Annotated in this window: 14 protein-coding genes; 3 read left to right on the top strand and 11 right to left on the bottom strand. The window is 54.6% G+C overall.

Annotation, left to right across the window (positions count from 1 at the left end; translation table 11 throughout):
- Window positions 1–355 precede the first annotated feature (355 nt).
- The 4 genes from FHS18_RS33785 to glpX all read right to left on the bottom strand — a co-directional run bounded on the left by FHS18_RS33785 (window position 356) and on the right by glpX (window position 3,152).
- Entirely contained in the window at window positions 356–550 is a 195-nt protein-coding gene (locus FHS18_RS33785; protein ID WP_183604778.1) for a uracil-DNA glycosylase, read from the bottom strand.
- 117 nt (window positions 551–667) lie between these two features.
- Window positions 668–1,495 carry a pyruvate, phosphate dikinase/phosphoenolpyruvate synthase regulator gene (locus tag FHS18_RS33780; protein WP_183604777.1) on the bottom strand — a complete coding sequence of 276 codons (828 nt, stop codon included), beginning with the start codon at window positions 1,493–1,495 and terminating at the stop codon, window positions 668–670.
- 25 nt (window positions 1,496–1,520) lie between these two features.
- Window positions 1,521–2,129: a CBS domain-containing protein gene (locus FHS18_RS33775; protein WP_343060792.1), complete on the bottom strand. Its 609-nt coding sequence runs from the start codon at window positions 2,127–2,129 to the stop codon at window positions 1,521–1,523.
- A gap of 42 nt (window positions 2,130–2,171) precedes the next feature.
- On the bottom strand, window positions 2,172–3,152 hold the full coding sequence (glpX, locus tag FHS18_RS33770; protein ID WP_183604776.1) for a class II fructose-bisphosphatase: 981 nt from the start codon (window positions 3,150–3,152) through the stop codon (window positions 2,172–2,174).
- A gap of 207 nt (window positions 3,153–3,359) precedes the next feature.
- Between glpX and FHS18_RS33765 the strand changes: the two genes are divergently transcribed.
- Window positions 3,360–3,767 carry a DUF2203 domain-containing protein gene (locus tag FHS18_RS33765; RefSeq protein ID WP_183604775.1) on the top strand — a complete coding sequence of 136 codons (408 nt, stop codon included), beginning with the start codon at window positions 3,360–3,362 and terminating at the stop codon, window positions 3,765–3,767.
- A gap of 141 nt (window positions 3,768–3,908) precedes the next feature.
- Here FHS18_RS33765 and FHS18_RS33760 read toward each other — a convergent pair whose 3' ends face one another.
- The 3 genes from FHS18_RS33760 to FHS18_RS33750 all read right to left on the bottom strand — a co-directional run bounded on the left by FHS18_RS33760 (window position 3,909) and on the right by FHS18_RS33750 (window position 6,339).
- Window positions 3,909–4,373 (bottom strand): acyl-CoA thioesterase, encoded by a 465-nt coding sequence (locus tag FHS18_RS33760; protein ID WP_183604774.1) that lies wholly within the window; start codon window positions 4,371–4,373, stop codon window positions 3,909–3,911.
- Between the two features lie 129 nt (window positions 4,374–4,502).
- Entirely contained in the window at window positions 4,503–5,525 is a 1,023-nt protein-coding gene (locus tag FHS18_RS33755) for a Gfo/Idh/MocA family protein (protein WP_183604773.1), read from the bottom strand.
- Window positions 5,526–5,571: 46 nt separating this feature from the next.
- On the bottom strand, window positions 5,572–6,339 hold the full coding sequence (locus FHS18_RS33750) for a sugar phosphate isomerase/epimerase family protein (protein ID WP_183604772.1): 768 nt from the start codon (window positions 6,337–6,339) through the stop codon (window positions 5,572–5,574).
- 127 nt (window positions 6,340–6,466) lie between these two features.
- Between FHS18_RS33750 and FHS18_RS33745 the strand changes: the two genes are divergently transcribed.
- A complete protein-coding gene (locus FHS18_RS33745; protein WP_409348598.1) occupies window positions 6,467–7,315 on the top strand; it encodes a helix-turn-helix domain-containing protein in 849 nt (282 codons plus the stop codon).
- A gap of 281 nt (window positions 7,316–7,596) precedes the next feature.
- Here FHS18_RS33745 and FHS18_RS33740 read toward each other — a convergent pair whose 3' ends face one another.
- The 3 genes from FHS18_RS33740 to FHS18_RS33730 all read right to left on the bottom strand — a co-directional run bounded on the left by FHS18_RS33740 (window position 7,597) and on the right by FHS18_RS33730 (window position 10,201).
- A complete protein-coding gene (locus tag FHS18_RS33740) occupies window positions 7,597–8,181 on the bottom strand; it encodes a TetR/AcrR family transcriptional regulator (protein WP_183604770.1) in 585 nt (194 codons plus the stop codon).
- 160 nt (window positions 8,182–8,341) lie between these two features.
- Window positions 8,342–9,097: an SDR family NAD(P)-dependent oxidoreductase gene (locus FHS18_RS33735; protein WP_183604769.1), complete on the bottom strand. Its 756-nt coding sequence runs from the start codon at window positions 9,095–9,097 to the stop codon at window positions 8,342–8,344.
- Between the two features lie 207 nt (window positions 9,098–9,304).
- Window positions 9,305–10,201, bottom strand: coding sequence for a fumarylacetoacetate hydrolase family protein (locus FHS18_RS33730; RefSeq protein WP_183604768.1), 897 nt, complete (start codon window positions 10,199–10,201; stop codon window positions 9,305–9,307).
- Window positions 10,202–10,340: 139 nt separating this feature from the next.
- Between FHS18_RS33730 and lplA the strand changes: the two genes are divergently transcribed.
- On the top strand, window positions 10,341–11,342 hold the full coding sequence (lplA, locus tag FHS18_RS33725) for a lipoate--protein ligase (RefSeq protein WP_183604767.1): 1,002 nt from the start codon (window positions 10,341–10,343) through the stop codon (window positions 11,340–11,342).
- A gap of 108 nt (window positions 11,343–11,450) precedes the next feature.
- Here lplA and FHS18_RS33720 read toward each other — a convergent pair whose 3' ends face one another.
- Window positions 11,451–13,238: an SgrR family transcriptional regulator gene (locus FHS18_RS33720; protein WP_183604766.1), complete on the bottom strand. Its 1,788-nt coding sequence runs from the start codon at window positions 13,236–13,238 to the stop codon at window positions 11,451–11,453.
- Window positions 13,239–13,392: the final 154 nt, after the last annotated feature.

Raw genomic sequence — 13,392 nt, 5'->3', positions numbered from 1 at the left:
GGAGAAGGATTATTTGTTATGCACAAAAATAAGTATACCAATAAAACTCGTACTCACCAAGTCCAAAAGCTTGACAAGTATTAGCTGGTTTTCGGTGTTGGACCGCTTTTGTCCATTGTGTATAGACTTCGGCTCAATTCAGCCGGAAGCCAATACACAAGGACAAAACTCTGACTTCTAGCTTCGTTCGCTTCTTTGATGCCTTGGAGTGGTGACTCTAATGATCGAACATAATACGCCATTCGTGCCCATCCTCGCTTACGCCCGCATGTGCGGACACGACTCACTTTAAACATTTCCTTTACAGCAAAAAGCCGTCCGGATCACCGGACGGCTTGAATGGCGTTACTAGGCGTTACTTGGCCGAGCCTGCCGTTTGCTTCGGCTCGAAGTTCATGCACGGTTTGCCGGACGAGGACAGCACCGTAGCGCTAGGCAGCGCATGCGTCTTAAATCCGAATGCCCGGCATCCGCGCGGGAATTGAGGGTCCCACGTGACATAGAAGTGCCGGCACTTCATGCAGTTGATTCTCTGGTTGCCTTCTGTCATGAATTCCTTACCTCTTCTTAAATAGTTGCGTCCATTGTATCACGAATGCTTGCGCCGCTTACAGACACAGATCTTGGAGCCCCGCTTCGAGCTCCCGGTGTCCGCCCAATCCACCGTTTAGGTGACCCGGCGCCGCTCCCGCTCGGCAGGGAACCGCGACAGAATAATGCCGACCGTCTCCTCGATCGCCTTATTCGTTACGTCAATGACTTCGCAGCCGATTTCGTGCATAATGCCTGATGCAAATGCGAGCTCCTGCTCGATTCGCTCGCGGGATGCATAGCGCGATCCTTGCGGCAGCCCCATCGCGTTCAGACGCTCCGAACGGATCGACAACAGCTTATCCGGATCCATCGTCAAGCCCACGATAAGGCCGCTGCGACGCTTCATGAGCTCATCCGGGACACGCATCTCCGGAACGAGCGGCAGATTCGTCGCCCGAACGCCTTTGTGCGCCAAATAAATACATAACGGCGTCTTGGAAGTGCGCGATACCCCGATCAGCACAACGTCAGCCAGCATGAGGCCGCGAATGTCTTTTCCGTCGTCGTAATGGACAGCGAACTCCATGGCTTCGATCTTGCGGAAGTACTCGGCATCGAGCGTCTGATTCAGACCCGGAAGACGCTTGGGCGTATCGTCGAAGGTATCGACGAACGCTTGCATCATCGGTCCGAGCACGTCGACCGCGCGCACCCCTTTGCGCAGCGCTTCCTCCCGCATCATGCCGTGCAGCTCCGGCTGCACCAGCGTATAGGCGATGACCCCGTTGCAGCGGGCCGCCTCCTCCACGATGGCGCTGACCTCATCCTCATGCTTAATGTGGCCATAGCGCTTCAGCTTGCCGCTGGTGAATGCGAATTGCCGCATCGCGGCCCGCACCACGGCTTCGGCCGTCTCCCCTACGGCGTCGGAGCAAATAAATACATGCTGGTTCTCTCTCACTGCCCAATGCCTCCCATTCGATCTGTCACCCTTCGTGCTCCATGATCCGGCGCAGAACGGTTGTTTTCGATACCCAACCGATGACCTCCCGCTCCGGCGACAAGACGGGTACACCGTCGAGCCCGTGCGTCAGCATTACGCCAACCGCAGTCTCGACGCGGTCTTCAGGAGTGAGCGCGACGGCCGCAGGCAGCCTGGACATCGCCATTCCGACAGGCATGGTGCCCGCTTGCGGATTGCCGAGAGTCAGCTTGAGCAGGTCCTTGGCCGTGACGATGCCGAGAAAACGCTTATGATCGTCAATGACGGACAGCGTCTCGACATTCTCGAGAATGAGCGTCACAACCGCCTCATGGACGGACAGGCCGCCCGTAATCACGACCGGGATGCCTTGAACCTGTTGCACGTTCGTCTGGCCCCAGCGTTGCTCGCGCGGCGCAGTCTCGCCGCCCTCTCCTGGAAAATAGCCGACCTTCGGTTTGGCGCGAAGCAGATTGAGCATGACCAGCAGCGATAAATCAGATCGGATCGTCGCACGGCTTGTTCCGAGCAGCTCGGCAATTTGGTCACCGGTAATTGGTGCATGCAGGCCAACTAATCGCAATATTTCACGTTGGCGTGTTGTAAGTTCGATGATCGATCCACTCCCAGCTGTTGCAAGTCAAACCCTTCTTCTCTATATTACTGCACGTTCGGCCTGAAGATAAGGCTTATTCGGCAGAAAATGTGTCGCTTTCACATAACGGACCGTCTGCGTCTTGGCCCGCATGACGATGGAGTGCGTCTCAGCGCGGCTCTCCGACAAATAACGGACGCCGCCGAGGAACTCTCCGGGCGTTACGCCTGTAGCGGCGAAAATAACGTCTCCGCTGCCGACCATATCGTCCATCGTCAGCACCTTATGCGGATCGGTGATGCCCATATCGAGGCACCGTTCATATTCCAGGTCCGAAGCAGGCATCAGCCGGCCTTGCAGTTCGCCGTCCAGACATTTGAGCGCCGCCGCGGCTAGGACGCCTTCAGGCGCGCCGCCGGATCCCATATACAGATCGATGCCCGTCTCAGGGAAGGACGGCGAGATCGCGCCGACAACATCGCCATCCGACAGGAATTTGATCCGAACCCCGATATTGCGAAGCGTCTGGATCAGGTTGTGATGGCGCTCGCGGTCGAGCACCATGACGGTCAGCTCCGATACCGGTTTGCCGAGCGCTTGAGCAGCTTTGGTGATCGTCACCTCATAAGGGTCCAGAATGCTTAGCTTGCCACGCAGCTCGGGCCCGACCGCAAGCTTCTCCATATACATATCCGGCGCGTGCAGCAGCTGCCCCTTAGGCGCAATCGCGATGACGGACAACGCATTGTTGAGTCCCTTGGACACGATCTCGGTCCCTTCAAGCGGATCGACCGCCACGTCGACTTCCGGACCGTCGCAAGTGCCGACCTGTTCCCCGATGTAGAGCATTGGCGCTTCATCCATCTCGCCTTCGCCGATGACGACCGTGCCCGCAATGGATACCGAGTCGAACATGAACCGCATAGCGGATGTTGCCGCTCCGTCCGCGTCGTTCTTATTGCCTCTTCCCATCCATGGCGCTGACGCAATCGCAGCTGCCTCCGTAACCCGTACGATCTCCAACGCTAGCTCTCTTTCCATTTTCCCCACACTCCTACCCATGATTTTTGTTCTTTTTGAGTCTCTTTCTAAGCTGTATGATACATGAATTGTACTACTCCATTATTTAGTGTGCAATATAAAAATATATTACGTCATAATTAATAATCTCGCCCTGAAGCAGCCGATGAATTGCGTTAGCCAAAAGAGACCGAATTTAGTACACTTTGAGGTAAGGAGTGATGCCTCATGAACTATAAGCTGTTTACGCTTGAGGAAGCCAATAGCCTGTTGCCTCAGGTGTATGCCGAACTGCTTATTCTGCGTGATTTGACGCGCACCTTTGAAGAACAGCTTCGCCACTTGAGGAGTATGAAAGCGGACTACAGCCCTTCCCCTGAGCAAGCTTCCATCGACGAGGATCCATTCTTTGAATTGGAGGCGCAGTTGGACTTTATGCGGCTGGAGATTGATACGATAATCGGTAACTTCGACCGTATCGGCGTTCAATTAAAGATGCTGGAACCCGCGCTGCTCGATTTCCCGGGGATTGTCGAGGGGAAAGAAGTGCTGCTCTGCTGGAAGGAAGGCGAGGACGGCATTACCCACTATCACGGCTGGGAAGAAGGTTTCGCCGGCAGGAAACGGTTGCCTTGAAGTTGGTGAAGTTTGTTGGGTTTGTATGTACACGCAAAAGAAGGGCTGCCAGCAGGCAGCCCTCTCTTGCGTCTCTCAAGTTACGATAGCCTCGTTAGTGTCTAACGACGCGCTCTGGGAACGGCTCGGGCAAGCTTGCCGTTATTCCACCGCGTCCATTCGCTCAAAGGCAACAATCGCTTGCCTTGCCTCATCCGAGATCGGCGTGCTCTTCCCGGTCTTCGTCTCGATCAGCACGATCGCGCCGCGTCCTGCCGCCTTCAACCGGTCAGCTGCGACAAGCGCATACTCGATCTCGATCGAGGATCGTCCGATCTGCGCCGCTCGAATATGGAGGCGAAGCTGATCCTTTAAGTAGATCTGCGCCAGGTACTTGCATTCCAGATCAGCAACCACGCAGATCTTCTCCTTGCTGAAAAGTTCATCGGCCAGCTGCAGGTTCTCGAAGTATTCGATGCGGCCTTGTTCAAAATACATAAAATAACTGACATTGTTCACATGTCCGAGCATATCCGTCTCGCAATAACGGACCTTAATCGGAATCGAGAAATGGAACTTTTCCAGCCAGCTCTTCGGATCAGGGGTAACGAACGTTTCTTTTTTCATCGGAAGCGGACTCCTTTGCAAGGCGTAGCCAATCTTTATGACTTTATTGTAGTTGCAAACCGGCAATCATTGCAAAAAAAGAAAAGCCGTCCGGCCAGCAGATTGCCTGCCAACGGGTCAGCTTGATTCTTAGTTAATGGAGATGATGCGGCCTGTTGCTTGGGATTCGAATGCCGCTAGGATGACTTTAAGCGACTTCATTCCTTCTTCGCCGGAGATGCTCGGAGGCGTATTCGTTACGATCGAAGTGATGAACGCGTCGATCACGCCGCTCGATTCTTGCTTATCGTTCGTGGAGATCGCGCCGACTTTGTACTTCTCGATCGTGCCGTTGCGAAGCTCGACGATAACTTGATCGTCCGGATGCGTGCCGATCTTCATAACGCCATTCTCGCACCAGAGGACCGTGCTGTTGTCTTCGCCTTTGTAGTACGTCCAGCTTGCGACCAGCGTACCGATGGCGCCGCTCTTCATGCGAAGGAGGCAAGTTGCGTTGTCGTCGACTTGCGTGCCGTCTTTGTGCAGCGTGCCGATGAATGCGCCCACTTCGGACACTTCATCATTGAGCAGGTAGCGGATAAAGTCGGATTTGTGTACGCCCAGGTCGCCCATAGCGCCCATGATCGCATCTTCCTTCTCGAAGAACCAGCTGTTGCGGCCGTCGACGCTCCAAGCCTCTGGGCCAGGGTGGCCGAACGAAGTGCGGAATGTGAGCACTTTGCCGAGCTTGCCGCTCTCGATGATTTCTTTGGCCTTCACGTGCGGAGGCATAAGACGCTGATTGTGGCCGACCATCAGGAACACGCCGTTCTTCTTCGCCGCTTCGATCATCGCGAGCGCTTCTTCTTCCGTAGCTGCCATCGGCTTCTCGACGAGCACGTGCGCGCCTGCGTTCGCAGCGTCGATGGATACCGGCGCATGGAGGGCGTTCGGCAGGTTTACGCTTACCGCGTCCGGCTTCACTTTAGCGAGCATTTCTTTGTAATCCGTGAATGCCTCTGCGCCGTACTTGTCGGCATAAGCTTGGGAACGCTCCGCAACGACGTCGACGAATGCGACAAGCTCAACGTTCTCGTTCGCAGCGTATTCCGGAATATGGCGGTATTTGGAGATCGAACCGCAGCCGATCACGGCAACTCTAACTTTACTCATGGGGATATATTCTCCTTTTACATTCAAAATTCGTCTTGGTCAATGATTAAACGAGTGCGAGATAATTCTGCTTAACCCAGTTCAAGCTGTTCGCTACGCTCTCAAGCGGCGGGTTCTGGCAGTTGTCCTGCTCGACGATGAGCCATTGCACGCCAGCCTCGGAAGCAGCCGCTACGACAGCCGGCAAATCTACTTCGCCTTGGCCGAGCTCCAGCGTGATCATGCCGCCTTCTTCGTCCTTGCGGAAATCTTTCAGGTGGAGCAGCGGCAGATTGCCGGCATATTTGTTAATGTAGGCGATAGGATCTTGGCCCGCGAATTTTACCCAGCAGACGTCCATCTCTACTTTAATGTTGGCAGGATCAGCGGCGTAGATCGCGTCGAACACGAATTGGCCGTCAATGCTCTCTTGGAATTCGAACTCATGGTTGTGGTAGCCGAAGACAAGGCCTTGCTTCGTGACTTCAGCAGCCGTCTCCTTCCAGAACGCGATATTCTTCTTCCAATCTTCCAACGTGCGCTCTTCCGGGCTCACCCAAGGACAAGCGATGTACCCTGCGCCGATCGTTTTCAGGTAGTCGATCTCGCCTTGCAGGTTATTGCGCAGGTTGTCGAGCGAGACATGCGCGCCGATTGCCTTGAGGCCTGTCTCTTCAAGCAGCGCTTTCAATTCTTCCGCGCTCAGGCCGCCATAGCCTGCGAATTCAACGCCTTCGTAACCGAGCTCGGCTACCTTGCGCAGCGTGCCGGCAAAATCGGCAGCGGTTTCATTGCGAAGCGTAAAAAGTTGAAGTCCGATTCCCATTTTTCTCATTGCATCGCACTCTCCTTATTCTCGTGTGAGCTTTACGTTATAGCCTAATCATAATCAGATTGGTAAGCGTTGACCATAAACGATATAATTGAAACATCGACTATTTGGCTATCATTTTTGTCCGGGAGTGCTTGCATTGACCACTGCTATTCTAACCTGCGGGTATTCCTATCATACCCAGCGTTTTCATGATTCTTATAACAGCCTGCCATGCTATCTCATTCGCCTGCAGACCGAAGGGAGCTGCGAAGCGCTCATCCAAGGCGAGCGGGTCCAGCTGGATGCGGGCACGCTGCTCATTCTGCCGCCGGGCTCCGTCTATTCGCTCTATATCGGGGAACCTAGCAGCTCCGGACGGATGCCGATTGCCAGCGGAGACTATTACTTGCTCGCGGTCGGCGAATGGCTGGACCGCTGGTGCGCCCAATCGCCGAAGCCCCATGTGGCCCGCATCGATCCTGATGATAAGCTGCTCAGCCTGTGGCGTCTGGTCATCGCGGAGAAAAGAAGGCAGGCCAGTCAAACGGATGCGCTGCCCGAAAATTCGGAGCTTATCGACTATTTGCTTCGCACCCTATGTCTCTACCTCGAGCGGGCCGTTACCGAGTCCGCTGCGCCGAGCGCGCCCCCGCCATTTGCCGTCCTACGGCTGAAGCGGTTCATCGAAGAGAATGCGACCGGACGCTTCAAGCTCGAGGAGGCGGCGCAGCACGCAGGCTTGTCGGTCTCGCGCGCCGTTCATCTGTTCAAGGAGCACGTCGGCCGGACCATGATGGATTACGCGACCGAGGTTCGGCTGTCCGCCGCGATGGAGCGGATGAAATATACGTCGATCCCGCTGCAGCAGATCGCGGAGACGTGCGGCTTCGGCGAATACTCCTACTTCCACAAAGTATTCAAGCAGCGGTACGGATCGCCCCCTGGCGCATTCCGCAGACGTCTGGAACGACGGGAGAGCGGTACGGATTTGCTGTAAGGACGCCTACGAGTGCGCCGAACGTGAAACAGCCCACACCTGCAAGCAAGTGTGGGCTGTTTGCTACCGAAATGAACCAGTACGTACACAAACCAATCGCAATCACCTGAGGTGAATGCTGCGTTCCTAGTCTTGGAACGCAAACCATTCACTGAGGTGAATGCTGCGTTCCTAACCTGGAACGCAAACCAATCACTGAGGTGAATGCTGCGTTCCTAATCTGGAACGCAAACCAATCACTGAGGTGAATGCTGCGTTCCTAACCTTGGAACGCAAACCATTCACCTGAATTCAATATAATCCAGGCTTTGATTGACTTGAATAAGCACCTGCTCCGCTATGTAGGTAGCCGAATATTTGAACCCGGTCTCCACCCAATACATCACGACGCCGACGAAAGCGGACATACGGTAACTAAGCATAATGTCATAGTCCATCTTGTCATCCATTTCTTCAATGACGATATGCATATCCTGGGTCATCGCGTTCCGAAGGCGCTGGAAGATATCGTAGAAGAAATCCTTCTTGACCGACAGCAGCGCGATAAATGAATCCTTGTGGTGTTCGATATGCTGGAGCACCTTCAGCGTCGACGGATAAATTTGTTTGGCATCCACCCGCTTCAACCCTTCATAAGGCGACAATAAGGCCTCGGACAGCCCGTCCAGAATCTCCTCCCGGATCGCCATCAGCAGATCGTCTTTGTCTGTATAGTGCTTGTAGAAGGTTCCCCGATTATAATCCGCCCGCTGAGCGATATCCATGATCGTTATGGCATCATAACCTTTGTCTAGAATAAGTTCGATGAACGCACGCTTGAGCGCCACCCGCGTCCGGTTGATCCTTCTGTCATTCGTCTCTTCCATGGCTAGTCTGACTCCGTTTCGTTGCCCTGCTGATCGAGCTTGCTGTCACTGCTCTCCAAACTCTAATCGATATCGCACAAGGAAATCAATACGGCCCGGTAATCGTCGGCAAAAAGAAAAAACTCAGTCCCGATGAGGGCTGAGTCTCTGCGTCTGTCGGTTATTGCGCGACCATGCCGCCGTCAACCGTGTAAAGGGAAGCGGTAACGAAGGAAGCATCTTCGGAGAGCAGGAAGTTCATCACCGCAGCAACTTCTTCAGGCTCGCCGTAACGGCCCATCGGCGTAGCGGCCTCGTTCGCTTTTTTGAAAGCGTCGGCTGAGCCGGAGTTTTGCTCGATTTGGCGCATCATGCGCGTATTGATCGTGCCAGGCAATACGGCATTGACGCGAATGCCGAGCGGTGCCAGTTCGTTCGCAACGACGCGGGTTAAGCCGATTACCGCATGCTTGGACATCACGTATGGCGACATGCCTGGCGCACCCATCAAGCCAGCCAGCGAAGAGGTGTTCAGGATCGCGCCGGATTTTTGTTTTTTCATAACCGGTACGACGTAATGCATGCCTAGGAATACGCCGCGGACATTGACGTTGTAGACCAGGTCAAGCGCGCTTACGCCAAGGTCTTCCACGTTGCCGAGCGGGCCTTCAATGCCGGCGTTGTTGGCGAAATAATCGATCGTGCCGAACTTCTCTACCGCTTTGTTCACGTAGTTCTGCACGTCTTCTTCTTTGGAGACGTCTGCAGCGACGACCAAGGAATTGGAATCGTTCAGTCCAAGCTCGGCAATAACCGCTTGAACGGCTTCTTCTTTCAAGTCAACCAGGACGAGATTTATGTTGCGTGCTGCTAGACGGCGGGCAAGCTCTTTGCCGATGCCTCCGGCTGCGCCGGTAATAATTGCTGTTTGTGTCATAACGATACGCTTCCTTTCGGATCTATGTTGGTATGAAACCTGGTTTCATTTTGGGTCCCATCTATAGTGTAAATCGTTACAGATTTATGAACAACAATCATTAAACCGGGCAATGTCACGTAACCGACACCATCGCTTCGAGTGTTACCGTATCCGCGCAAAATCGAACAAATCAGCCTGAAACGTCGCTTTACAGCTGACAGGGGCTCAATTTTCTTCTATAAACCGGTTCGTCAGCGAGCCGAGCTTCTCGATCTCGATCGTCACTTCATCTCCTGGCTGCAAATAAACGCGCCGCTCCTTCGGCATGTCGATGACGACCCCTTCCGGCGTCCCGGTCAGTATTATGTCCCCCGGGACCAACGTCATATGCGCAGAGACATAGCTGACAATCTCGTCGCAGGCAAAAATCATATCGGACGTGTTGGAATGCTGGCGCACCTCGCCGTTCACGATCGTCCGAATCGCAAGCGTATTGGGATCGCCTGTCTCGTCCGCCGTCACGAGATAAGGGCCGAGCGGGCAGAAGCCGTCACAGCTCTTGCCGAGCAGCCACTGCACGGTTCGCTTCTGCAGGTCCCGCGCGGACAAGTCATTGGCGCAGGCATAGCCGAATACATGCTCAAGCGCGTGCTCTTTGGCTACGTTCTTCGTCGTCTTGCCGATGACGATGACTAGTTCCGCTTCATAATCCAGCCGCCGGGTAACCTTCGGAATCACGATGTCCTGCCCATGGCCGGCTAACGCGTTGTTGAATTTATTGAACAGAATCGGATATTCCGGGATCGGCGCATTCGTCTCCTCCGCGTGCTTCCGGTAATTGAGCCCGACGCAGATGATTTTGTTCGGCTGCGACACGCATGGCCCTAGAGCGATATTCGCTTCATTGTGCACATATGACGCATCTTCCGACTTAAGAGACGCGACGTAGGAATCCAGAGCCTCTACTGCGGCCTGTCCGCCCTCTATGACCGCCATAACCTCCTGCGGGACAGGAAAGTCCGCAGCCTGCTCGCGCAGCGCCTCCTCGATGTCGATAATACCCCTTTCCGTCTTCACGCCAAGCGTATATTTGCCTGGCTTTGCAATGGTCACCAATTTCATGGGCCTCTTCCCTTCCATCATGCGATTATGCCTGCAATTATACATGAATTCGAGGCAGTTAAGCGGTCCATTTGACATTCGGTCCGGCTGTTGATGTAATGATAGAAGGACAAGATTAGAGCATGGAGGCGGTAACCCGATGTTATTCATCGATAATCAAGGCATTACAGACCCTACAATCAATCTAGCGCTGGAAGAATACGTGCTTCGGAATCTGCCGATGGACGACAGCTATTTGTTGTTCTACATAAACGAACCTTCGATCATCATCGGCAAGAACCAGAACACGGTCGAGGAGATCAACGCCGACTACGTCCACGAGCACAACATTCACATCGTGCGCAGGCTGTCTGGCGGCGGGGCGGTCTATCATGACCTGGGAAATCTCAACTTCAGTTTCCTGACGAAGGATGACGGCGATTCGTTCCATAACTTCGCTAAATTCACGCAGCCGGTCATCGATGCGCTACGAAAAATGGGCGTCGAAGCCGAACTGTCCGGCCGCAACGATATCCAGGTCGGCGAACGCAAAATCTCCGGAAACGCGCAATTCGCTTCTCGCGGGCGCATGTTCAGCCATGGCACGCTGCTGTTCGACTCCGCGATGGAGAATGTCGCTTCCGCGCTGAAAGTGAAGGCGATTAAGATCGAATCCAAGGGGACCAAATCGGTACGCGGCCGCGTGGCCAACATCTCGGAGTACTTGAACGAGCCGATGTCGACGGAGGAATTCCGCAGCACGCTGCTGCGCGAGTTGTTCGGCACCGAGCCGGAGAACGTGCCGCAATACAAACTGACGGAAGAAGATTGGGCCGGCGTCCGCAAGCTGTCCGAGGAACGCTACCGCAACTGGGATTGGAACTACGGCCGTTCGCCGAAGTGCAATATTCAGAACGAACGCAAGTACCCTTCCGGCATCATCGATGTACGGCTTGACGTGAATGAAGGCCGGCTGGAAGGCGTCCGGATCTTCGGCGATTTCTTCGGCACGGGTGAAGTAGCCGAGATCGAGGAATTGCTCACCGGCATCCGCTATGAGGAAGAAGCGATCCGCCAAGCGCTCGAAGACGTGAACTTGAACACGTACTTCGGCAAACTGACCGCTGACGAGTTCGTTTCCTTGCTGCTGCTTCGCGATTAACCGATTTCTGCTAGCTAGATGGGAAGTAATAAGCTCTGGCGCGCAGCGTAATTACGTTGCCGTGTCAGAGCTTTTGTTATGCCTTATGTTTCGGTCGGCACAGGCCGATTAGGGCTCCAGCCATACATGCTGAAAGTCGATCCAGCCTAGCGAATTGAAGCTGACCCCTTTGACCGCCGGATTAAAATAAGACGTCAGCTTTTTGTGCACCAGGAACAGCACATACGCTTCGTCCCGCAGATATTGTTCGATACCACGCAGCACCTGCCTCCGCTCGCCCGGAAGCGGCTTGGAGAGTGCCTCGTCAATTTGATTAGTCATCCACCCGCGGACTTCAGGATGCAGATGCGCTTGCATAAATCCGCGGCTTTGCTCGTACACTTCCAGCTCATCCACCTCATCTTCACCGAAAGTGACGCCGTATAAGACGCAGTCCCCAGCAGCGAGCGAAGCGTAATCGCTGATCGATTCCCATGTTTCCAGCTGGATCTGAACCGGGATGCCATACTCGGCACAACGTTCCTTGATCCACCGCGCATCTTTCTCATGAATGAAGTAGGTGTTCAAGGTGATGCGCTCTCCCTGATAATCCGCTTCTGCCAACAACGCTCTCACTTGTTTTGGATCGGGCGATCTGATCTCGGTCTCGGCCCGTGCCTCCACCCGAAAACCGGCCGCAGGGAGTCCTCGATCTCCGCCCAAACTCGCGATCATCCCTTCACGGTCGATCAAGCGGTCGATGGCCTTGCGGAATGACGGATGACGCTGGGGTCCCGCTTTCCTCATATTCCAGCACAGCAGCGAACAACCCGGGCAGATCCGTTCCATCTTCAGCCATCCGGGATCGGGCTGTTTCTCGATAGAGTCATGTTCCATAATCAGCTGTTCCCAATTCGCCGGGCGGGAAGCAATCGGCAGATCGGCCGGTAGAATGACGAGCTCTATCACGTCCAGATGCGGACGTCCCTCGTGGAAATCCGTGTTCGCTTCCATTGCGAACCGACCGCTAGACCAATGGGTTAGCCGGAATGGACCCGAACCTACCGGCAACCGCCAGTAGTCCTCGTTCTGCGTCGCCAGTTCCCTTGGAATAATCGACATCGAGGAAGCGCACATGAAACGCGGCAGCAGGAAATTCGGTTTGCCTAAAGTGAACCGGATCACGCGAGGACCTTCCGATTCGATCCGTTCGACAGAGCGGAGCATCCAGCTGTTCGGCTTCCCTTCCTTCTGCCGTTCCATCGAGAAGACGACGTCATCGGCCGTCACCTCCCGGCCGTGCTGAAAACGCACGCCTTTGCGAAGATAGAAGGTCCACACCTTGCCTTCCCGGTCACTCTTCCAATGATGGGCGATGCCCGGGACGAGTCGCTCCGTCTCCGGATCATAGCGGACGAGCCGGTCGAACAGCTGCCGGATCAAATGGGCGTCGAACGCGTAGAACACCATTGCCGGATCGAGGGTCAATACCGGCCGATACACGGGCAGACGCAAGATATCCCGCTCGGTCTGAACATCCTTCTCCTGTTGATAACCGAATTGACTGCTAAGCCAGTCCATGAACCGCATTTTCGCGCCGGAATGCCCGCCATATTGATCGAGCAGTTCGAATGCGGTTTTGTATTCCCCTTTGCTTGCCTGCTTCACGGCCAGTTCGAACAGAACGGATTCCTCCTCGATGCGAAAAGCGATGCGAGACCGATGACCGCGTCCTAAGCCCGCCTGCCAGCTGATCATCCCTTCATCCTCCAGCCTGCGGACGATCAGCTTCACGTTGCGCCGCGTGCAATACAACGTTCCGGCGAGTTCGTCCAATGTTACCTCATACGTTTCATCGACCGTCCCAGCCGTATTGAATCGTGCATATAGCGCCAAATACCGCTCCTCTAGCAGCATCGGTGATCACCATCCTTTACCTGTCCCGTCCTTCTTTCCCTCAAGTATAGTCTGCTTGGTTGAACACTCCCACCACCTAAAGAGGTGGGGGATTCTTGGATTGTCAAACCTATCGGTTTGAAGTTGTCCTGCTGGTGCAGAACCCCAAGAGAAG

Origin of the sequence: Paenibacillus phyllosphaerae (assembly GCF_014192105.1) — a bacterium.
Taxonomy (GTDB): domain Bacteria; phylum Bacillota; class Bacilli; order Paenibacillales; family Paenibacillaceae; genus Paenibacillus_Z; species Paenibacillus_Z phyllosphaerae.
This window is presented reverse-complemented; position numbering and strand designations above follow the sequence as displayed.